Annotated in this window: 17 protein-coding genes; 11 read left to right on the top strand and 6 right to left on the bottom strand. The window is 45.2% G+C overall.

Annotated features, from left to right (window positions below; all coding sequences use genetic code 11):
* On the bottom strand, window positions 1-1589 hold a 1589-nt coding region (locus tag VIN08_RS02860; protein ID WP_331959936.1), incomplete at its 3' end, for a tetratricopeptide repeat protein.
* Window positions 1590-1914: 325 nt separating this feature from the next.
* Between VIN08_RS02860 and VIN08_RS02855 the strand changes: the two genes are divergently transcribed.
* Window positions 1915-2424, top strand: a complete 510-nt coding sequence (locus VIN08_RS02855; RefSeq protein ID WP_331959933.1) for a GyrI-like domain-containing protein — start codon at window positions 1915-1917, stop codon at window positions 2422-2424.
* A gap of 63 nt (window positions 2425-2487) precedes the next feature.
* On the opposite strand, the gene VIN08_RS02850 is transcribed toward VIN08_RS02855, so the two are convergent.
* Complete coding sequence (locus VIN08_RS02850) at window positions 2488-3567, bottom strand: M57 family metalloprotease (protein WP_331959930.1); 1080 nt, start codon at window positions 3565-3567, stop codon at window positions 2488-2490.
* 328 nt (window positions 3568-3895) lie between these two features.
* On the opposite strand from VIN08_RS02850, the gene VIN08_RS02845 reads away from it, so the two are divergent.
* Both VIN08_RS02845 and VIN08_RS02840 read left to right on the top strand, forming a co-directional pair.
* On the top strand, window positions 3896-4228 hold the full coding sequence (locus VIN08_RS02845) for a PadR family transcriptional regulator (RefSeq protein ID WP_331959927.1): 333 nt from the start codon (window positions 3896-3898) through the stop codon (window positions 4226-4228).
* A complete protein-coding gene (locus tag VIN08_RS02840) occupies window positions 4225-6855 on the top strand; it encodes an ABC transporter permease (protein WP_331959924.1) in 2631 nt (876 codons plus the stop codon). Before VIN08_RS02845 ends, VIN08_RS02840 begins: the two co-directional genes overlap by 4 nt.
* 113 nt (window positions 6856-6968) lie before the next feature.
* Here VIN08_RS02840 and VIN08_RS02835 read toward each other — a convergent pair whose 3' ends face one another.
* Window positions 6969-10391 carry a PQQ-dependent sugar dehydrogenase gene (locus tag VIN08_RS02835; protein ID WP_331959921.1) on the bottom strand — a complete coding sequence of 1141 codons (3423 nt, stop codon included), beginning with the start codon at window positions 10389-10391 and terminating at the stop codon, window positions 6969-6971.
* Window positions 10392-10752: 361 nt separating this feature from the next.
* On the opposite strand from VIN08_RS02835, the gene VIN08_RS02830 reads away from it, so the two are divergent.
* The 4 genes from VIN08_RS02830 to VIN08_RS02815 all read left to right on the top strand — a co-directional run bounded on the left by VIN08_RS02830 (window position 10753) and on the right by VIN08_RS02815 (window position 13709).
* A complete protein-coding gene (locus VIN08_RS02830) occupies window positions 10753-10878 on the top strand; it encodes a hypothetical protein (RefSeq protein ID WP_331959918.1) in 126 nt (41 codons plus the stop codon).
* A gap of 313 nt (window positions 10879-11191) precedes the next feature.
* Window positions 11192-11806 carry a redoxin family protein gene (locus VIN08_RS02825; protein ID WP_331959915.1) on the top strand — a complete coding sequence of 205 codons (615 nt, stop codon included), beginning with the start codon at window positions 11192-11194 and terminating at the stop codon, window positions 11804-11806.
* Between the two features lie 33 nt (window positions 11807-11839).
* Window positions 11840-13246: a GAF domain-containing protein gene (locus VIN08_RS02820; RefSeq protein ID WP_331959912.1), complete on the top strand. Its 1407-nt coding sequence runs from the start codon at window positions 11840-11842 to the stop codon at window positions 13244-13246.
* An 85-nt stretch (window positions 13247-13331) separates the two neighbouring features.
* Window positions 13332-13709, top strand: a complete 378-nt coding sequence (locus tag VIN08_RS02815) for a hypothetical protein (protein ID WP_331959909.1) — start codon at window positions 13332-13334, stop codon at window positions 13707-13709.
* A 66-nt stretch (window positions 13710-13775) separates the two neighbouring features.
* Here the strand turns inward: VIN08_RS02815 and VIN08_RS02810 are convergent, their stop codons facing one another.
* Window positions 13776-14615: an AraC family transcriptional regulator gene (locus VIN08_RS02810; RefSeq protein WP_331959906.1), complete on the bottom strand. Its 840-nt coding sequence runs from the start codon at window positions 14613-14615 to the stop codon at window positions 13776-13778.
* A 93-nt stretch (window positions 14616-14708) separates the two neighbouring features.
* Here VIN08_RS02810 and VIN08_RS02805 point away from each other — a divergent pair, with 93 nt between their 5' ends.
* Window positions 14709-15584: a DUF1080 domain-containing protein gene (locus VIN08_RS02805; RefSeq protein WP_331959903.1), complete on the top strand. Its 876-nt coding sequence runs from the start codon at window positions 14709-14711 to the stop codon at window positions 15582-15584.
* A gap of 18 nt (window positions 15585-15602) precedes the next feature.
* On the opposite strand, the gene VIN08_RS02800 is transcribed toward VIN08_RS02805, so the two are convergent.
* The gene (locus VIN08_RS02800; RefSeq protein WP_331959900.1) at window positions 15603-15980 is read right to left on the bottom strand and encodes a VOC family protein; all 378 of its coding nucleotides are present in this window, start codon (window positions 15978-15980) and stop codon (window positions 15603-15605) included.
* 100 nt (window positions 15981-16080) lie between these two features.
* On the opposite strand from VIN08_RS02800, the gene VIN08_RS02795 reads away from it, so the two are divergent.
* From VIN08_RS02795 to VIN08_RS02785, 3 genes are all read left to right on the top strand, one after another.
* Window positions 16081-16542: a DUF1801 domain-containing protein gene (locus tag VIN08_RS02795; RefSeq protein ID WP_331959897.1), complete on the top strand. Its 462-nt coding sequence runs from the start codon at window positions 16081-16083 to the stop codon at window positions 16540-16542.
* A gap of 243 nt (window positions 16543-16785) precedes the next feature.
* On the top strand, window positions 16786-18933 hold the full coding sequence (locus VIN08_RS02790; protein WP_331959894.1) for a discoidin domain-containing protein: 2148 nt from the start codon (window positions 16786-16788) through the stop codon (window positions 18931-18933).
* Window positions 18934-18973: 40 nt separating this feature from the next.
* Window positions 18974-21535, top strand: a complete 2562-nt coding sequence (locus VIN08_RS02785) for a glycosyl hydrolase family 8 (protein WP_331959891.1) — start codon at window positions 18974-18976, stop codon at window positions 21533-21535.
* Window positions 21536-21634: 99 nt separating this feature from the next.
* Here VIN08_RS02785 and VIN08_RS02780 read toward each other — a convergent pair whose 3' ends face one another.
* Window positions 21635-22726, bottom strand: a complete 1092-nt coding sequence (locus tag VIN08_RS02780; RefSeq protein WP_331959888.1) for an adenylate/guanylate cyclase domain-containing protein — start codon at window positions 22724-22726, stop codon at window positions 21635-21637.
* Between the last annotated feature and the right edge of the window lie 116 nt (window positions 22727-22842).

Raw genomic sequence — 22842 nt, 5'->3', positions numbered from 1 at the left:
TAATCGCCATAGCCATATAGCTCACCTATAGGATGGAACTGCAGTTTTATACCTTTGCTCTCGGCCATGGTTTGGTATAGCGCTATATTTTTCTGAATAAGTGCTGTGGTGTTAATCTTATCGAACGTCCATTTGCGTTTGCGCGATGATGTCATCGACCACTCGAGTATATTATTGATGAGTTCTGTGAGATTGTCGAGTGAGTTATCAATCTTGGTGCGCATCATCATCAGCTCTTCAGTAGTAAGGGAATCCACATGCTCGGTTAACAAGTAAGAGAAACCTTTGAGCGAGTTGAGCGGTCCGCGCAGATCGTGCGACAGGATGGAGAAGAAGCGATCTTTTTCTTTGTTGAGTTTGTCGAGATCGTCTTTCTGTTTTTCAATTTCCTGATTCTTTAATGCAAGGCTGTTCTTCTTACTGCGTGTAGTATGGAAAGCATAGTATAGCAAGCCGATTACCAGTGATAGTAAAACAATTCCGGCAGTGAGTGAATAGGCCAGAATATTTTTACTCTCCAGTCGTGCCTGTTGCAACTCCTGGTCTTTCTTGAGCAATACAATCTGGCGCTCTTTTTCTTCGAGGTTGAAGCGAGCCTTCAGTTCTTCGAGGTTTGCACGGTTAGTTTCATTATGTAAACTATCTGCCAGTTCGTTATATAATTTTTGATAGGAGAGGGAAACTTTATAGTTGCTGCGCTTCTCTTCGAATGATGCCAGCAGCTTGCTGGCCTTTAGCATGGGCGATAGTGCTTTGATCTCTCTGCCTTTCTCCAGCGCACGTGTGGCGTAGCGTATAGCTTCAGCAACGTTGCCTTGTTTTTCTTTTATACGGGCTATAGCAGAGAAGTTTATCGACTGCGCCTGCAGGTCTTGGGTTTGTTCAAAGATCGAGTCAGCCTTGAAGTAATAAGTCAACGCTTCGTTCCATTGCTGGTGATTCTCGGAAATTGAACCGAGGTTGCTATAGCCGCGCGATATACCATAGAGATCTTTATTCTTCTCTTTTATCTTTAACGACTTGATAAAATATTCCTTTGCCATCGCTTCATTCCCAAGATCCTGGTAAATGATACCGATGTTGTTGAGGGCATACGATTCGCCTTTCTCATCGCCCATCTGTTGAAATATCTCCAGTGACTGCTTGAAGTAGTCAAGTGATTTCTCCAGGTCGTTCGAGTTCGCATACACTATACTAATATCGTTGAGTGAATTGGCGATCTGTACCTGGTCGTTAATCTCACGGTATAGTTTCAGCGCTTCAAACATGTTGTTGAGTGCTTCTACAGTATTATCCTGGTCACGTTTCAACCGCCCGATTTGCAATAATGCATCTGCCTGTCCTTTGGTATAGTGAATGGTTTTTGATTTCTCCAGACTTTTTGTTGCATACGCCATAGCAGAGTCTGGCTCGAAGCCCTGGTACTTCATCGAAATGGTAAAAAGAATCTTTACACGCTGTGTGTCGGCCACTGCGTTTTGTAATTCACGCTTGAGGCTGTCTATATTTTCAGGATTCTGTCCCCGTGACTGACGCGGGTAAATAGTAATGAGGGCGCAGATAATAAAAACAAATGTTCGTAAATTCATCTCTGTTTCCTCACAGTAAAAAAATGTTGATGGACCTCTATACAAATATAGTATTTTATTGTTCAGAAGCACATTGAAAATGAAGTGGCAAGAGTAACTCTCACCGAGTGTTACACCATTGAAAGTACTCGGCATGCAGTATTCAATACCTTGTAAAAATCTTCGCTTAACATTGTCGCATTCAGCCTCCTAACTTGTCGTAATTATAGCACAGCAATACTCCCGCTTCCGCTACTTTAGCAGCGTTATCCGGTGCTCCTTTCGTGGGAGGTGACCGCGATCACCAGGCATAATTATGCGACCACTTAATCTTTACTATATATATATGCTGACTGAACCAATTATAGAACAACGCCCCGCCCAAAAGTATATGGCCATTCGCTCCCATGTAAAGATGCGGGATATTCCGGCTTTGCTTCCACCGCTTGTTCCCAAAGTAATTGCCTGGCTTGCAGAGAAAGGAATAGCGGAAGATGGCCCCGTATTTTTTCTATATCATTCCATGGAAGATGATACGCTGGAAGTAGAAGTAGGTGTACCGGTAAAAACGTATAGCCCGGGCGATGGCTTTATACAACCCGGCACATTTCCAGAAGGTACGTATGCAGCGATTACCTATACAGGCGATTATGCTCACCTGAAAGATGCACACATGAAACTGGAATCATGGCTTGCAGAAAAAGGATTGCAGGAGAAAATATATACCGCTGCGAACGGTGTTGTGTGGGGAGGACGCACCGAATTTTATCTGACTGATCCCGATACGGAGCCAGATGTTTCCCAATGGAGAACCGATGTTGTTTTTCTATTGGAGCCGTTGCACGTTAATAGTTAATCGTTATCCGGCTTTCCACGAATAACGATTAACGTATAACGTATAACGTATAACGTATAACCGTTACGGTATGGTAGTGCTGGCCGATACCCACGGAGATATAGTGCCGTCAGTAAAACGTGTGCGTACTTTGGTAGTTAATGGAGAACCGGAATATTGACCACTTACCCAGGGAAAAGTAAAGCTGGCTGTAGTTGATGTACCGGAACCGGTTAATGTGCCGAGCCGTGACGAAACAAAAGTATATTCGATATCATAGCGGGTTATACCGCTGGTCTTCACGCCAGCATTCCAGGTGATCTTGAACGGATACGAAGAATTATAGATAAGGCTTGATACTATATTTGGATATAGCGAGAAGGTAGCAGCCTTGTCGTTGGTGTCAAGATAAGCAGCACCAATACCGCATTGGCCTCCGTTCATCAGCGAACCTGCATCGGTACCACCAACACCGGGTACATCCAGTGCAGATGATTCGCCCTGTGCAGCCCAGTTGGTATGGCGGAAGCTGATGCAATGCCCAAGCTCATGCGTGATCGTACGTTGTCGTTGATCGAAAGAGTTCCCCGCTATATAGGACTTATTGATCTGAATGAGATTGCCGGCAACACCACCACTTGGAAATGTACCCTGACCACATACACCGGTGCCGAGGTTGGTGTTTTGGATCAGTATATCATACGTGCCCGTAACTATAGTAAAGGTTATGCGGCTATTCAGTAAATTATTCCATTGTGCTATAGCCGAGTTGATCTCGGCAGTCATATCCGGTGCAGCTGTCATTGATGCATCGATCTTTACCCGGATATTACTCTGGTTAACAAACGAAACAAGGCTCCCGGTATAATACTGCTCGGTTCGTCCATGAGCATCGTCAGGCACCACCATATTCTTCGGGAAGAGTATATCTTCTTCTACAATATAATGTGTGTTGTTCTCCTGTATACTGTTCTCTGCAAAGCCGAGCTGCCGGATATAGTTCAGCACGGGAGAGGGGGTGAGTGCAGTTTTCTCAGGAGCAACATCCTGGTTGTTCTCGCACGAGAACGATACGAGCATAGTAATCATCATGCATATAGCTGTGAAACGGTTGTGCAGCAGGGCCGAAGCCCCGGGCAGGAGAAAAGTATATTTCATTTTCATGGTATATAGTGGGTTAAAACAACTTGTACAATAACCGTAAACCGGATTTGTGCCGAGAGACTAAATCCTTGTAACGAATGTAATTTTTTCGGACGCGAATTATACTCAGGATAGCTATTTTATTTTCATCACAGCAAGTTCTTCACGAAGACACACTGCGCACGCGTGTGATTCTCTAATACATAAATATTTAATGGCTTATAACTTCCGGATATATAGTTTCTATAGCAAAGGCATAGATGTTATACCTCATAAGAAAAATTTATATCGGCACCTGCTGTTGTTTTTACAAAACTATTTTACATACATTTACGTAATAAATAACATCATGAAGGGAACAAACCTGGGTGAGTTTGAAGAACTCGTCTTGTTAACTATTGCTGCGCTGGTACAGGATGCCTATAGTGTGGCTATATGTGATGAGCTTGAGAAAAGTACAGGACGCGCAGCCAAGCTGGGTGTAGTACATGCCGTGTTGAACCGACTGGAAGAAAAAGGATATGTAAAGAGCAAGCTGGGCGAAGCTACCAACACGCGTGGCGGAAAGCGCAAGCGATACTATACAGTTACCAGTGGCGGTAAAGCAGCGTTGATCAAAGCGAAAGAAGTACGCGATCAGCTATGGGAGAGAATTCCGGACCTTGTTCTGAAACGCGCATGAAGCAAAAAGATATACCTCCGACACCACCTGCCTGGGCAACACGATGGCTGCAATGGTATTGCCGCCCGGAAATATTGGAAGACCTCGAAGGCGATCTTCACGAATACTTTGATCGCAATGTAAAAGCGAAAGGTGTAAGACGCGCCCGCTTCATCTATATACTGGATGTGCTGAAATTTTTCAGGATATATACTGTACGAAGACCGCAGTTTCTCAACCTTATCATTCAATGGATTATGATTGGAAGTTATATCAAAACCTCCGGGCGCAGTATCGTGCGCAATAAGTTGTTCTCCGCTATCAACATTATAGGTCTGGCCATTAGCATGTCCGTTGGATTGCTGGTGATCTCTTTTCTGTCAGACCTGCTTTCATACGATAGTTTTCATGAGAAGAAAGCAGAAATATACCGGGTAAATACAACTGATGAACGTAACGGTAATTCATCTACGCTGGCTACATCTTCCGTTAAAGCCGGAAAAAGTATACGCGAAACGATCACGGGTATTGAAGATGTAACGTTGATGCGCAGAGGCTTTGACGGTGACGCTGCAATAGGAGAGAATGTCTTTCCGATAGGAGGATTCTGGGCAGATGATGCTTTCTTTACGGTATTCACGTTTCCATTAGTACAAGGTAATGCGCATACGGCACTGAAGGAACCGTACTCATTAGTGATTACCGAAACCACAGCGCGTAAATTATTCGGGAATACCAATGCATTGGGACAATCTGTTAAAATCGGCAGTGATACCTATGCCGTAACAGGCGTGATGAAAGATATACCAAAACTGTCGCACATGCACTTTGATGTACTCGTATCTTTCTCCACGATAGAAACCACCAAAGCAGATCAAGACGGTGACCTGATGAACTGGGAAAGTATATACTCGAATTATACCTATATTACCATTCCTGACAAAAAAGATATACCCACGATACAGGCTGGCCTTAATAAGCTTGCCGCGACTGAGAATACAGCACTGCAAAATCGTCAGATACAACTTGAACTGATGACGCTCGCTGAAATTCCCTTCCAGGGGAATTTAGGAAACCCGATCGGTCCCAGTATCAATAAAATTGCTCTCTGGATATTGGGAGGATTATCAGCAGTAGTTATACTTTCGGCCTGCTTTAATTATACCAACCTTTCTATAGCACGTTCATTAAGACGCTCACGCGAAGTAGGCATTCGTAAAGTTATCGGTGCGCGCAGAAGTCATGTGTTGGGGCAGTTCATGGCCGAGTCTGTTATCATTGCCTTACTTGCATTGTCGGTTTCATTTTTATTATTCCTTGCATTGCGTACGCAATTTCTTTTGCTGGCTCCCCAACTGCAGGAGCTTGTATCGCTGCAACTCACGCTACAACTCGTGGGCTGGTTTATAGTATTGGCAATAGTTGTCGGGCTGGCGTCCGGTATATTGCCGGCATTGTTCTTTGCGCGCATCAATGCTATACGCGTGCTGAAAGATGTATCATCCATGCAGGTGTTTCGGCATGTAACGCTGCGCAAGGCGCTCATTGTAGTGCAGTATACCTTCTCGCTTATCTTTATTACCACTACAATTATTGGGTATAATCAGTATAAGAGCTTTCTCACTTTCGATCTTGGGTTTACTACTGAAAATATACTCAACATCAACCTGAACGGAGTGAACAGCGATCAGCTTGCAAAAGAACTGGAAGAACTTCCGGAAGTAACCGGTATATCCCGCTCGCTGATGGTAACAAGCCTCGGCAGTATATATGGAACACAGATCAAATATAGCGCAACCAATGATTCGGCCGGTGTATGGATAAACCGCGTAGATGAAAATTTCCTGCCGCTTCATAAACATGAATTGCTTGCCGGAAGAAACCTGCATGCTAAACCCGATAGCACAGAAGAGAGTGAAGTTATTGTGAATGAACAGGTGTTGAAGCGATTCAATATAGCAAATCGTAATCCTGCGCGTGCTCTCGGGGAAGAGATCATTTTGGAAAACAAGAAACTTACCATAGTGGGCGTTCTAAAAGATTTTCATTATGGCACGTTGATGAATGATATTGAACCGCTCATTATCTGTTATGCTACCAGCAAGACGTATGGATACCTGAATGTAAAGATTGCTTCACACGATCTGCCGGCTACACTTGCCTCCATCGATAAGGCCTGGCACAAGCTTGATAAAGTTCATCCATTGGATGCACGCTTCTATGACGACCAGATCCAGGAAGCTTACAACCAGTTTTCTGTTATGGTAAAGGTGATTGGTTTTCTTTCGTTCCTTGCAGTAGGTATAGCATCGATGGGCCTGTTTGGTATGGTGGTGTTTACTGCTGAAACACGGCTGAAAGAAATCAGTATACGAAAAGTATTGGGAGCAAGTGAAATGGGATTGATGTATTTGCTAAGCCGCGGCTTCCTCGTGTTGCTCATTATCAGCGCACTGGTAGCATTACCGGCAACCTATCTTCTCTTCGATCGTGTTATACTTACCAAGTTTGCCTATCATCAACCCGTTGGTATAGGAGAGTTGTTTACCGGTTTATTGATCGTGATAGCATTGGCGGGTATTATGATCAGTTCACAAACATTAAAAGTAGCCAAGAGCAACCCGGCAACGGTACTGAAAAGCGAATAACATATCTCTATAGTATTCGACAGCTATAGATAGCCTGGGATATATACATAAAAGATCCTGTTACTTCTCCGATGAATGTAACAGGATCTTTACTTTAGAAATCAACCAGTGTTCTACTTTCTTACAAGCTTGCGCGTGAGTACCGAATTATTACGCTTTAATGTTACATAATATATACCGGCTGGTTTCATGCGCAGGTCGATCGCTGCCTGGTGTTTACCGGCTGGTAAGTTCTTATTGACTACTACCTGAGGTGCAGCCTGATCGGAATGCAACGTAAGCACTACCGGCCCGGCCTCTTTCAACGTATACTGTATTGTTACCGGCCCATCGGATGGATTAGGATACAGTATCATCATGCTGGCATCATCGTCCGTCTTCTCTGTTGTAGTAATCACGGATTGAGACGCAGCAGTTCCGTATGCCTCCAGCTCAAATATAGAATAACCATATTGTGTAGAGCGTGCAGTGCCATATACCCGTATATAGCGCCCGGTATTGTTTAAGCCGGTATAATCATTTACCAGTTGATTATTGCCGGTGACATCCTTGATCCGGTTCCATGAAGTGGTGTCGTTGGATATTTGTAATTCATAGGCTGTTGCATAGGCATTCTCCCACGTGATCTTTATGCGATTGAGAGTATATATAGCACCGAGGTCAACATAAAACCATTGAGGGTCGCTAAAGGCGCTGGACCAGCGGGTGCCTAAATTACCATCCACCGCCATTGGTCCGGTTAACCCTCCGTTCTCGAAAGAAGATACTTTGGCTGGTTTGTTCAACGCCAGATTAAGAGGTACTGTTCCTGTTACGTTTAGCGTTATAGGGGCAGAAGTAGTGGCTGCGCCTGTATTATCAACAGCGCGTGCAGTAAGGGTATAAGTACCCGCGGCTATATTCGCCCAGGTATAGCTATAGGGCGCAGTAGCATCGGTGGAGAGCAGTGTTGTATTGTTATAAAATTCTACCAGTGTAATAGTGCCATCACTATCCGTAGCCGTGGCGGTTAACGTTGTCGTGGCGGGAGCTGTAAGAGTAGTGTTATTGGCCGGAGCAGTAAGTACAACGGTGGGAGCATTGTTTGCCGAACCCGTGAAGTTGATATAATTCAAATTTATATCATTGCTGTCGAAGGTAACACGCAGCACCTTTTGTCCTGCGCTTAGTGTGGGCGTTGTAACGCTCACGGTTTGCCATGCCTGAAATCCACCGGTGTTAGGAACATTGATCGTGCCCGATATATTTTGTCCGTCCAGTTCTACGTGCATGGTTTTATTAGCGGCTGTTGTAGCGATGCGCAGTTGCAAGGTATAGCTTCCTGCCGCAGTAACATTTACCGTGTACTCCAGCCACTCCGTTGCGTCTACCCAGCCAATGTTAAAGCCGCCTTCCGAGCAGCCCTGTATATCTACATTATCGGTAGTGCGATAACCGTTGCCTGCGTTGCCGGTACTCAGATCGTTATAAGCAATGCCTTGCCCGCCCGTATCAAAATCTTCCGCTTCAATTTTACCCGGTATTGTTCGCACCGTTCCGCCATACGGATTTTGAATGGATGATGTAACGGTATAATTAGCCGTATAGGTTGTATTGACAGCAGGCACACGAATGGATTGACTTGCCGCTCCGCCATGATTCCAACTGGTAAATGCATAGTTGTTGTTGCCGAGTACCTGGGGTGTAATAGCCTGCAGGTTGATCAGCCCATTTACTACCAGTGTTTTGCTAAAGGGCGTTGTGCCTTGCGAACCCAATACCAGGTTCAGTCCCGGTATATTTGCCTGTGCTGTGATGGTTACTTTGTTTGGGTATATATCTACCGAATCTTTACCGGTGCGTCCGTTGGAGTCGGTAACGGTAAGTATAATACGAAGCCATATATTAGGAGAAGTTTCTCCGCCATTGTCGGCCGTAAATGTACCGGACTTCACACCGGATGGAACAACGGGGCCGGGATGCCAGTGCTCACTGGTAGCATTGTCTTTATGAAAGAAGCGAACTTCCCAATGAAAAGCAGAGGCGGCCAGTGTTCCATCTTCCTGGTCGGTGGCTGTACCGGCATAGTTGATCACATCCAGCACATTCCATGTAGTAGTGCTGAGCGGCAGTGTAATGTCGGCCACCGGTTTGGCATTGAATGGCAATACCGTAAGAGCAGCATTATTGCTGGTGGCTGTACCGTTAACGTTGGTGACTATACAGCGGTAATTGCCTGCATCTGCTGCTGTTGCAGCAGATATAGTATAAGTATTGGAAGTAGCACCTGCTATTGGTGCATTGTTCTTCTGCCATTGATAGGTGAAGGGTGTAGCACCGGAAGCACTTACCGTAAAGGTAACCGGATCGCCTGCTGTTACGGTCTGGCTTGCCGGTTGGTTAACTATAGCCGGAGCCTGCGTGTTGTTGTACTCCAGGCGCCACAAGCTGCCGGTAGTATTATATTTGATATAGTATATATTTCCATCTATACCTACGCTGGTACCAAGTATAGAACCAAAGCCTGTTGCAGAAAATTCCTGCCATTGGTTTAACTGCGGATTGGCAGCATCTATACTGCGCAGCCAGCCCGAGCACCAGTCTGTAAAATAGAAACGATTCTTATACTGGTCGGGATAATTCGTAGTGGCAGGATTGAAAAATGTACCCGATGTTATAGCACAGCCCCAACCGGTATGTCCGTAGTAAAATGCAGCGGTGATGGTATTGGCTGCCTGCTCAGGACCGGAGCGACCGTTCTGATCCCAACCATAATTATAGTTCTTCGCGGGATCGGGATTGGTAACATCATCCAGTTCTTCATAATTACCGCCTACATTTACAACAAAGATCTTTTGCGACAGCGGATCAAGACTCATCTTCCACGGGTTACGCATACCGATTGCCCATATACTTCGCTTCTGCCGGCTGGCACCCGCTTCGTTGTAGTATGGATTGCCGGGAGCGGGCTGGCCATCTTCTGTAAGGCGAAGAATCTTGCCGCGGTATGTATCCAGTTTTGCCGCTTCTGCCGGAGCATTACTTTCTCCTATAGCGACATAGAGCAAACCATTCTTGAACAGGATCGCTCCGCCATTATGAAACCCGTTGATGATCGGGTCAAACTCCATGATGCGTGTTACTGAGGTAACCTGGTTAGCTGCGTTGATCACGATCACATCCAGGTAATGAATCGTCATCGCCTGGTTGGTATAGAATATATAGCACTTGCCGTTCTGGGTAAAGTTAGGGTGGAGTGTAATGCCCAACAATCCCTGCTCAGAAGCAGTTGTAGTAGATACAGTATGAACCGTACTGACGGTATTGTTCTGCCATACTTTTACAGCGCCCGATCGCTCTGCCAGAAAGATGCGCCCGTCAGGAGCATGTGCCATAGCCGTTGCTTCATTTATATTATCACCGGTTAACTTCTTCGCGGTAAAGCCCACCGGTAATTGTGCGTATAGGCTATACGATGTAATGCAGAGCAGGAATACAACCAGTGCGCTGTATACCCTGTTAGTTTGACGTGAGGGGATGAGTAATAATATTTGCATAATATGTGTAATGATTCGTTAAACGTTTTGCCGGGATTTAACTATATAGGCCGTTGTTCATTCAGACTATATATACTGCTCAACATGCGTTGAACCTTTTTAAATGTCCATAAAACGGTTACACTAATATTGCCAACACCTCACGTCTGTATTTTATGGTGAACGAATGTATAGATTGATCCTGTATATAATTATAAGCCGTAGTATAAATCTCGGTGAAGTAACGGACAACGGGTTATTTTGCTTTTGTTAAGAGAATGAGAAATTAAGTGTTATTCGTACAACACTTCTGAGATTCATAATAAAAGTTGAAACTTTTTGACGCACGTTCCAGTTAGTACTAATAAATAAATTATAGTATATGAAAAAGTTAATCAAACTCATCAACAACACTCCGTATGTTGGAACAGTGTACAGTAATTACATCCTTTGGATCAATCCATTTGATGACAAAGAATGGTTCTCAGAAAAGCTGGTGATCAAGTAGTAAGTTCTGATCATCGGCTTACGTGTAGAATTTTATATGTTTGACATATGTCGTTGTGCGCTATAGATGCGTCCCATTCTGACAGGCAGCCATCACTGCTATAGATCATGAAGCCGGTAAGTATATACTTCTGGCAATCTTTCCCAAACAGGTTTTATCTCTTTTTGATTTGAGACACGAAACGTGACTCACATCTCTTTTCAGGTCGTTTGCATGGTTTTCACCACGCGGGATTCTTATTTGTATACTTTAAACAATCTGACCGGAAACCGGTTAATGTATTTGTATCGTATATGATTAAGCGTAAACAGGAATGGTGAGAGTAGCGATCGTAGTATTGATGTTAATGGGATGTTCAACAGGAGTAGCTGTCTTATTCTGGCAGCAGGATGCAAAATATAGTCTCCCAACTCCTGTACCCGCTGATTATAAAGAGGTTACCATAGGGCAGGCCGTTCAACTGCCAGCCAGCCTCGGAAAGCAACGTGCCTACTTCTTCCATTTCTATAATCCTGATTGTCCCTGTTCCAGGTTCAATGCCCGTTATATCCAATCACTGATCCGGAGTTATCGTAGTGAAGTTGCATTCACGATCGTTGTTTCTTCCGAAGAAGGACGACAACAGGCTGCCGACACATTCGGAGAAGATATACCTATCGTAACGGATACACAGCAAGCTATTGCAACAGCATGCGGTGTATACTCTACGCCACAGGCTGCCATTGTTGATGCAGACGGGAAATTGTATTATCGCGGAAACTATAATCGCGCACGGTATTGTACCACCAAAGCATCCAACTTTGCCGAGCTCTCACTACTGGCACTGCTAAATCATCAGCCTTCACCGGCTTTTGGTATAGTGGCCACGCAATCGTACGGGTGTTCTTTGCCCGGTGACGAATCATCATCTGCCCCTATATTATTCTAACTATAAAAGATTCTCATTCTATCAAAAAGGTCTATGACAACATCCATTAATCTTAGCCGGGAGATTCGTAAGGCTGCGTTTCAGAGCATTAATGAAAAGTCTGATCGCATTATGAACTTTGCTCTTGCTGCCTATTTCCTGTTTGGTATCTTCCTGTCGTTCTTTTACCATACATACGCTATTGCGATTGGTGTGGGAGGTTTGTGCTTACTGGCGTATTTCGTTACACGTTGGTTGTTGCCACAATACACGCTATATCAATATGTACTCAGTGCTGTCTTTGCTATTTTCTCCGCGCAGTTCATTTACCAGATGCATGGTATATTTGAAATGCACTTCTTTTTCTTTGTAGGATCAGCCCTGTTAATCACGTATCGTAACTGGACGCTGATTATACCGCTTCTGCTAATCACGGTTGTTCATCATGCTTTGTTTGCATGGTTACAATACCAGGGCATGAAGGAAATATACTTTACACAACTCGACTATATGGATCTCCAGGCATTTCTGTTTCATGCTTTGCTGGCGGCAGTTATTATGGGTATATGTGCTTACTGGTCGTACGATCTTGGTCGCACCACTACCAGCGATGCACGCAAAACTGTGCTGCTGGAAAAACAGGTTGCCAATATGGTGAACAACGTTGCCTTTGCCGAAGAGATCAGCAAAGGCAACCTGGATATGAGCTATACTTTATTGGATGAGCAGGATGAACTCGGTAAATCGCTGTTGAGAATGCGTGATAACCTGAAGCTGTCGCACGAGCGCGAGCATCAGGATAAGTTTATTACTGTGGGCATTACCAGGATCGGTGATGTTATACGACAACATACGCATAACCCTGTAGCGCTGGCGGATGATTTTGTGAGAAGCCTCGTGAAATATACCGGTATTAACCAGGGAGGATTATTTTTGATTGATGGTGAGGGAGAAGATGCAGCCCTGATGTTAACCGCCTGTTATGCATACGACCGGAAAAAATATATGGATAAGCGTGTGGCAATAGGAGAGGGACTGGTAGGACAATGTTTCCAGGAACGAACCCCGGTATATATGACAGTTGTGCCGAAGGATTATGTGAAAATTACTTCGGGCCTGGGCGATGCCGCTCCGCGATGTATATACCTGGTACCTGTAAAAACACGGGATGAAATAGTAGGTGTGATTGAAGTAGCATCTTTCAACGAGTTGCGCGAATATGAAATGCAGTTTATTGAAAAGGCTGCCGAAAATATAGCGTCTGCTATTGTTTCATCGCGCACTACGCAACGCATTAAAGCGCTTTTGGAAGAAGCCCAACAGCAGGCGGAAGAAATGCGGGCACAGGAAGAAGAGATGCGTCAGAATATGGAAGAGCTGCAGGCAACGCAGGAAGAAATGATGCGCAAGACCCGCGAATACGAATCGAAATTCACGGGAGTGAATGCCTCGCTGAACTGATACACCGGGGGATATTCTATATTTGTTTATGAGACATTCCAACCTTCCGGTGATAATAAGTGTCCAAGAACAAAACGATCCCCCTATGAAACAGACTTCACTTGCTGTCGTATTATTACTGGTCTTCGTTGGTGCATGCCATAATGATGATCGTGAAAGTTTTGAATACGGAGTTGATGTTCAGGGTTCCTTTGACAGCGACCAGGTTCAGGTGCTGGTGGATAACCATGAAGTTATTAATGGAAAACTTACTACCAGCGCGTTGCTGGGTGTTTGTGTAGATGGTATCTATAAGGGGGTAATTTCAGAAGGACGCCATGAGATCAGAGCTATTGTAAACAAAACGACTACAGAGAATGTTTACTTCTTTGTCAGCCGTAAAGTATATATAGGCGTAAGCCGCGACACACAAACCGGCCAAGTCTCTTTCCAGTTTTCCGATACACCCTTCCTGTACGATTAGTATTTGCTTTAAAAGGTATAATATCCCCTGCATGGTATAGCATCTCACAGATGTATACCGACAGGGCTATTTTCGTTTACGAAATGTTGTGGGCGTCATGCCGGTATATTTTCTGAACTGCCGGCAGAGGTGACTCTCATCTGTATAGCCAAATTCATCTGCAATTTCTGCGAGGCTTAACGGGCTATAGAGTAATCGTGCCTCGATCAGTTTGATCTTGTACTTCACGATATACTGCTTCAGCGATTCTCCCGTATGCTTCTTAAAGAAAATACTGAGATAGGTAGGGGCATGATTAAATTTTTCGGACAAACTCTCCATGCTTAGCTGTGCAGGTTTATAAATATTCTGCCGGATGTGAAGGAGCATCGCTTCCACGGAAGTAGTTTTAAGACTTGATACTGCGAGAGCCTGCCGGGATATATTTCGGGCAAGGATTGTCATTATACTTCGCATCAGGCTGTCGCGAATTACTTCGAAATGCAGTTCGTGGCGATTTTCATATTCACTCTGCAATACCTGTAGCAGGCTGTGTAGTTTTTGTTTCTCCCGCCTGTCTTGTACGATCGATCCTTTACCTTGCCACGAAGTATGCAGCACCATTTTTACAATCTGCTGCCAGTCCTTGTTCTTATCCTGCAGGGTATTGCTGCTGAAAGATTCATTAAACCGGATATAGCAGAACTCAGTTAATGCCTGTATTTCAAAATCGTGGTAATCTTCCGGCCCCAGCAGAAATATATCACCTGCACTATACCGGAAGGTGTTGCCATTGATGTTGTGGATGCCTTTTCCTTTTAGTATAAAAATGATCTCGAAATAAGTATGATTATGTACCGGGTGTGGCCATTGGGAAACTTCAAAACGGTAAATATTAAAGGGCTCGTGCAGAACGTATCGTTTCATAAAGCATAAAAGTACCGACAAATAATGGATTTGTACAATTTATAAAAAGCGGCAAGTCGGTACTTTTATTGTGTATTACCTGAACACCCCTGTATGAAAAAGTCATTCCTGCTTTCGGTCGCCATTTTCTCCATTGGCGTTTTGCTTATCTCCATGCGTCCGGCTGATGAATGGACGCCTCTCCTGGATAAAGATCTCTCTCAATGGCAAACATATCTGAGCTATCGACACAAGCGTGGTTATAATGGAAATATACCGAAAGACGAATCCGGTAAGGAACTGCAACCAATCGGGTATAACAAGGATGAAACACATGTATTCTCCGTGCTGAACGAGAAGAGCGGCCCGGTGCTGCGGGTTAGCGGAGAAATTTACGGATGTTTATTTACCCGGAAGGAATACGATAATTATCATTTAAAACTGCAGGTAAAATGGGGAGAGCGAAAGGACGAACCGAGAAAAGATAAGCTTCGCGACTCCGGTATACTATATAACTCCATTGGTGAAGCCGGTGTAGAGTACTGGCGCTCGTGGATGCTCTCGCAGGAATTTCAGATCATGGAAGGACACATGGGAGATTTCTGGTGTCAGGCAAATTCCGCTATCGATATCCGGTCGTTCCAATCCGAAGGTATTATGAATTGTGTAGCGAATGAGAAGCAGCCGTTCCGACCTTTTGGAAGAGGCAGCGAAGGATTTTGCCTGCGCTCGGAGAATTATGAGAGCCCGATGGGAGAGTGGACCTCTATAGAGCTGATCAGTTTTGAAGGCAAGAGCCTCCATATAGTGAACGGACACGTTGTAATGGTATTGAAGAACTCGCGCTATATACAACCCGATGGTACGTCTGTACCAATGACGAAAGGCAGGATACAATTACAAAGTGAAGCCGCAGAAGTATTTTTCAAAGATATAAAGATTAAACCGTTGACAGCATTGCCGAAAGAATATACTTCGCTGTTTGAATAGTGTAATATATAGTATAGATTATTTGTCTAATGGATGGCCAATCTCCCAATGATGACCAAAAGGATCAACGAGACGGCCAATTCTCCAGCCATGTTCTTCACTTATAGGGTATACTTCCGTAGCACCGGCCTTTAGTGCCCGGGCAAACAAGGTGTCGGGATCTGCAATGGTTATGATCATGCGTGCAGAAGAACCTCCCAACGACAACGGACTCATATTGTCAAGTGACTCATCGCTAACCCAGAACTCGGCACCATCTACCGAGAGCCTGGCAATTACACTGCCATCAGGTGCATCCATCCGGTATACTTCTGTGGCACCAAATGCTGCCTTATAAAAAACAACAGCCTGTGCTCCGTTCTTAACCGATAGCCAGGGAGTAATCAATGTTTTCATGTTAGCAGGCGTTATGTAATAAAGTGATGCGCCTGTGTGAAGATACGATGCAATCACCAATAGAAACAAATGCCGTATGCGCCTTCGGTAAAAGCCTGTTATGTATTACATTTATATACCGAAATGTGTAGCGGTATATTTTATGGCTGAGCAAAAAACAAAACCCACCGAGCAATCCGTAGAAGATTTTCTGGATGCTATAACAAACGAACAGGTTCGCGATGACTGCTATGCACTTGCAAAAATGATGAAGAAAGTTACCGGTGCCAAGCCCAAGATGTGGGGACCGAGCATTGTAGGATTTGGAAAATATCATTACAAATATGAGAGTGGCCATGAAGGTGATTCCTGTCTCACCGGATTTTCGCCCCGCAAGCAAAACATCACCGTATATGCTATGCCAGCTTTTGCCGATCATCCCAAACTGCTGGAGAAATTAGGAAAGCATAAGGCTACCAAGGGATGTATATATATCAAAAAATTGAGTGATATAGATTTGAGCGTTCTGGAATCATTGATCAGTCATTCAGTTGATACGCTGAAGAAAAAATATCCTGGCTGAATCTCGACTTAGAATCTCTGCGCTGTGAGGAAAGTTATTTTCTGTACCAATTAACCGTTGCCACGTATATATTTACATGGCTGATGCTATTGATAAACTCTCCATTGGGTGACGATATACATATTGTTACCGTTCAATAATTTTACTCTGCCGTTCAATAAGTGTACAGACTCGTTTCGTCAGGGAATAGTCTTGTGCTCAGCGTCTGTTGATGTATACAATGCTCATCTAACACAAACAGACATGAAGAAACTACTATCCATCATTCTCCTGCTGATGGTATTTACCATTGGCCAATCGCAAAGCCCTGCGGTGTTCCGGCACCCCGGAATTTTCAGCAGTCAGGCAGAACTTGATTTCATCAAGGCCGCAGTGGCTGCCAATGCCGGTAGCCCTATCGTTGCGGGCTACCAGGCTTTATCCAACGATTCCCGTGGAAGTCTGACCTATAACCCGGAGCCGTATGCTGTTGTTAACGTGATCGGTTCAGGAAGCTCGACTTCTGAAGATGCTTTTCGCAGAGATGCACATGCTACCTACGCGCATGCTATCAAATGGGTTGTAACCGGAAACGCTGCGCACAAAACAAAAGCTATCCAGATCATGAATGCGTGGTCGTCTACCTTTCAGAGTATAACTACACCAAGTAATACTCCGAATCAACCAACGCTGGAGGCTTCGTGGGCGCTCCCTATATGGCTGGCAGGGGCGGAGATTATCAAGACCTATAACAACGGTGCGGCCGGATGGCCATCCGGTGAAGTGAGTGCTTTCAATTCTTTCGTGCGAAAAATACTCACGTACGTCAACGGTCCTATATATCAAACCGCGAACTGGCTCATATCAAAAGATCTTTCATTGATGTCGGCCGGAGTTTTTCTGAACGATGCATCACTCTATAATTCCGGATATAATCATGTTACAGGACAATTTGATGCCATTACTTCTATAGGTGAAATCCCCGAATTATACCGCGACTTCGTTCACTCGCAATATGTGTTGATCGGCTTAACAGAATCAGCTGAAGTAGCACACCAGCAAGGTGACAACGCACTCTTCCTGAGAACCAGCGGACTGAGTCAGCCGCGCTTGCTCGTGGGAGCCGAGGCGTATGTAAAAGGATTACTTGGTACGGGAAGCCCCAACTATCAATCAGAATCTGCATGGGCCAGAAAGAGCGCTCCTTACGAAATACTGTTGGCGCGCTATACACAACTTGGACTATCTATACCTCAGACACAAAACTATGTATTGAATCAGAACCGTACTGAGGATGCTATAGAAAATCACTTTGTTGGCTGGCTTACAGCAACGCACTCACAACTTCCATCCGGTGCCTCATCGTGCGAACCCGTTTCAGCGAGCGCGAACGATGGGAATGTACCTGCCAATGTATTGGACAACGACATGGCTACACGCTGGTCAGCCGAAGGTGATGGACAGTGGATTCAATTTTGTCTCGGCAACACAGCTTCGATCACCGGTGTGCAAATTGCATTCTATAATGGAAACGTGCGTACTTCTACGTTCGATGTGCAGGTATCGGCCGATGGTAATGGTTGGACATCGGCAGCTTCTGGTTTAGTAAGCGGTGGTACATCACTGGCGTTACAAACATTTTCATTCGCTGCCAAAACCGGAAAGTATGTTCGTATAGTAGGTCATGGAAATTCCGTGAACCTCTGGAACAGTTACACCGAAGTAAAGATCAACACTGAGGCCGTGGCCGGTGCGCCCATCGGTCAGACTATATGGCTGCGTGGTTTCAACAACCAATATGTAAGTTCTAAAAATGGTGAAGGCCCCATGTGGTGTAATGCTACTGCCGTGCAAGGCTGGAATCAATTTCTCGTGGTCGATGCCGGTGGTGGCAAGATCGCTTTGCAGAATGTAGGTAAATATGTATCATCAGAGAATGGTACACAAGCGATGACGTGCAATCGAACTGCGTTCCAGGACTGGGAGAAATTCGATTGGATCATCAACAGCGATGGCAGTATATCTCTTCGCGGTAACAACGGTTACTATGTATCTTCCGAAAATGGCACACAAGCGATGACCTGCACCCGCACCGCGATAGGCGGATGGGAAATGTTTGCCTATGGTACGGTGTCAGCACTGGCGGCAACAACAACTTCTGTAGCCAGCAACGAAACGGCTATTACCAGTTACCCGAATCCGGTAGTGAACCAGTTAACGTATAGGGCACCCGTTGGTTCTACGGAGCATGTTGTTGAAGTAAAAGATTCTACCGGCAACCTGGTGTTGCGCTTGGTGGCTAAATCGGCAGGAGAGAATACATTGGATACTTCATCGTGGAAACCAGGCACATACTATATCCGCATTTCCAGTGGAGCATTCAGTCAGTCGTTCAAAGTATTGAAACGATAAAGATTCATAGCGATATACACGATATATACCAGTTGTAGATATGAATATGATTAATAAGTCAACGATTATACTCATCGTCAGTTGCCTGTTGACGCACGTGGTACTGGCACAGAATAAACCTTTTCCGCAAGCTGTAACTTGGCCGGGATGTATCAAGCCCAATCACGTAACGCAGGCTACACTGAACAGCGATGTAGCCGCGTACTATAATTACTGGAAGTCGGCACACTTGCGACAATCGACTGTAAACTCGCAGCGATACTATGTACGTGCCAATAGTACAGGCGGAAGTGCAGAAGCGATTACCAACTCGGAAGCGCACGGATACGGTATGCTCATCACCGTGCTGATGGCAGGCTATGATGCCAATGCTAAAACGTACTATGATGGATTATACCGGATGTATGATACACATCGCAGCGTGAATAACAACAACCTGATGCAATGGCAGGTGTTTCCTGATGAAAATTCGAGAAATATAGGCTCCGCTACCGATGGTGATATGGATATAGCATACTCGCTTTTACTGGCGCATTACCAGTGGGGATCAACAGGTACGATCAATTACCTGGATGCCGCGAAGAAGATGATCACCAACGGGTTGAAGGCAAGCTATATCAGCTCGGCATTGCGTCTGCGACTGTCGGATGATGCCGGTAATGATATCTATAGCACACGTCCTTCCGACTGGATGTTCGATCATATACATGCTTTTAAGAATCACACCGGTGAAACGATTTGGGATGATCTTGCCAATAATCTCTATTCGGTATATAACCAGATCATCACGAATTATTCTTCTGCCACCGGGTTGATCTCTGATTTTGTCATGTATAGTACACCGCAGCCTGCGCCACCGTATCAGCCGCAGGAAGATGAAGGGCCTACTACCGGTAAATATTATTACAATGCCTGTCGTGTACCGCTGCGGGTTGTAATGGACTACGCACAGTACAGCACCAACAACGCCAAGACTATTGCTAACAAGATTGTTACGTGGAGTAAAAATGCTACCGGTGGAAATCCGGCAAATATTCGTGCCGGGTATAATCTCGATGGTACTCCGCTTTCAGGTTCCAATTACCAGACGGCTGTATTTATAGCCCCTATAGTAGCGGCTGCTACTTGTGATGCCTCCCATCAGCAATTTTTGAACAGCGGCTGGAATACTATCAGGAACATGCAGGAAGGATACTTTGAAGATACCTACAATATGCTGTGCATGCTCTATATATCCGGTAACTGGTGGAAGCCAGTACAGTCGGGTCCGACCAATACCCCGCCCGTTGTGAGTATCACCGCACCCGCGAACAATGCTACATTTGCTACGGGTGCTTCTGTGAATATCACCGCTAATGCATCGGACAGTGACGGCACAGTTTCGAAGGTAGAATTTTATGCAGGTACTACTAAACTGGGTGAAGATACATCTGCTCCCTATAGCTATACATGGTCCGGTGCAACAGCCGGTTCGTATTCTCTAACCGGGAAGGCAACCGACAACACAGGTGCTGTCACAACCTCTGCTGCCATTGCTATCACGATTGGCAGTGCAGCCTGCGAGCCGGTTACCGCCAGTGCGAATGATGGAAATATACCAGCCAATGTACTCGACAACAACCTGGCTACACGCTGGTCAGCCGAAGGAGATGGCCAGTGGATACAATTCTGTCTCGGCAATACTGCATCTGTTACCGGAGTGCAGATTGCTTTCTATAGCGGCAACGTGCGTACATCTACCTTTGATGTATTGGTGTCAACGGATGGCAACGCATGGACTGCTGCTGCTACCGGGCAGGTAAGCAGCGGCACATCGCTGGCATTGCAGACCTTCTCGTTTACTGCTAAAACCGGAAAGTACGTTCGTATAGTAGGACATGGAAATTCCGTGAACCTCTGGAACAGTTATACGGAAGTGAAGATCAACGTGCAGACCACGGCTGTCGTTCCTATCGGGCAAACTGTGTGGCTGCGTGGTGTAAACAATCAGTATGTAAGCTCCAAGAATGGGGAAGGCCCGATGTGGTGCAACGCTACGGCTATACAAAACTGGAACCAGTTCCTGGTAGTGGACGCTGGTGGTGGCAAGGTTGCGCTGCAGAATGTTGGCAAGTATATATCTTCTGAAAATGGTGAGCAGGCCATTACCTGTAATCGTCCTGCTGTACAGGATTGGGAGAAGTTTGACTGGATCACCAACAGTGATGGCACTATTTCCCTGCGCGGCAATAATACATTCTATATATCGTCCGAGAATGGTGCGCAGGCGATGACCTGCACGCGCCCGGCGATCGATGCCTGGGAGAAATTCACGTATGGAATTGTATCCGGAACAGCACGCGCAGCCAGTGCCACCGCTGAAGAAAGTGTTTCACTTCGCGTATATCCGAATCCGGTTGAAGATCAATTCAGCTATACGATACCGGCAGGAGCAACGCAACACGCTGTGGTGGTAAAGAATGCTCAGGGTATAACAGTACTCGAACAGCGAAACAACTCAACGGCACGCAGCATTGATGTTTCAGGCTGGAAAACCGGGATATACTATATCACTATCAGCGGTGCCGGATTTAGCAGTACGTTTCAGGTAGTAAGAAAATAAAGTTCTTATAGTGGATGTTTTATAATTGCAATATGCCGGGCTATAGCCTGGCATATTTACTTTTATAGAGTATACAAAGGGGGCGAAGATAAAATAGAATTATGCACCGGCAGAAAGCTCGTTCACCAATATATGCTTTTCTTTACCCCGTAGCTGAATCGAGCCCAAAGGATTAGTGCGATAGCTTTCCGGTAAACGAAGCTCGGAGAGTACCTCGCCTGATACGATGAGTTCTTTTTTAAACTCCTTGCAGAGCTGCTGAATACGCGAGGTAGTATTCAATACATCGCCTGAGTAAGTAATATCACGCTTGATGATGCCGATCTCACCGGCTATTACTTTGCCACAGTGAATACCCGCCTTGAAAGAGGGCACCAGACCATAACGTTGTTTATACATGGCCTCGTTCTTGTTAATGTGTTGCTTGATATCGAAGAAGCACTTGATGCAATGATTGTTCTCAACGCCATCCCTATAAGTCCAGGCTACTACTACTTCATCGCCTACATATTGGTATATCTCGCCTTTGTTCTCCAGGATCGGATATGTTATGTCAGCAAAGAAGTCCTTCAGGAGCTCGTGGTACTTTTCATTCCCCAGCGTCTCTGCTATGGTAGTAGATGCGTTCAGGTCGAGAAACATAAAGATGCGTGTCTCTTCACGAGGTGTGTTATATAATCCGCGGATAATTTTCCAGAATACACCTTGCCCGAATTTATTGTTGATCTGTAGTACAAGTTGTGTGAAGGCCACAACCACCAGCCAGTACATAATATTTTTAGTGCGAGAAGTATCGTGCAGAAAATTACTGAATGCTTCCTGTGATGCCGGGTCAAAGAAAGGTTTGCCGGTACGCAACGGCACGGCTACCAGCCCCAGCGTTAACATAATGAGTGATATAACGACAATATACCACAGGATAACTGCCGCAACCGTATAGCCATACGGTTTGTCCTGAAATTTTACATTGACATAAAACACCAGGAAACTTCCTCCCAGCAGCGAGCCCATCAAGGCTGAGCCCATATTAAAGAACATGGAGAGTAAAAATGAATATTGCTCCTGTATTCCGGTTGAGTAGGCCGAGTGCAGCACGAGGTGATCGTACACCGTCATGAAAATGGCTAACAACAGCCAAGCGATGGTAATAATACCCAGTTGCGTCCAGCGGAGTTTGTTACTTCTCGTCATACAAGTCAGTAAGTTAAAGGCGCCCCTCAACAACTCCAAACTAATTCGGCCTGAGCGGTGCTTTGTTCTGTAACCGGGTATAGCGTTCCTTTCATCAATAATATTCGGCACGTTGT

Origin of the sequence: Ohtaekwangia sp. (assembly GCF_036568665.1) — a bacterium.
Classification (GTDB): Bacteria; Bacteroidota; Bacteroidia; order Cytophagales; family Cyclobacteriaceae; genus Ohtaekwangia.
Note: the sequence above shows the minus strand (reverse complement) of the source record. Positions and strands in the feature narration are given on the sequence as shown.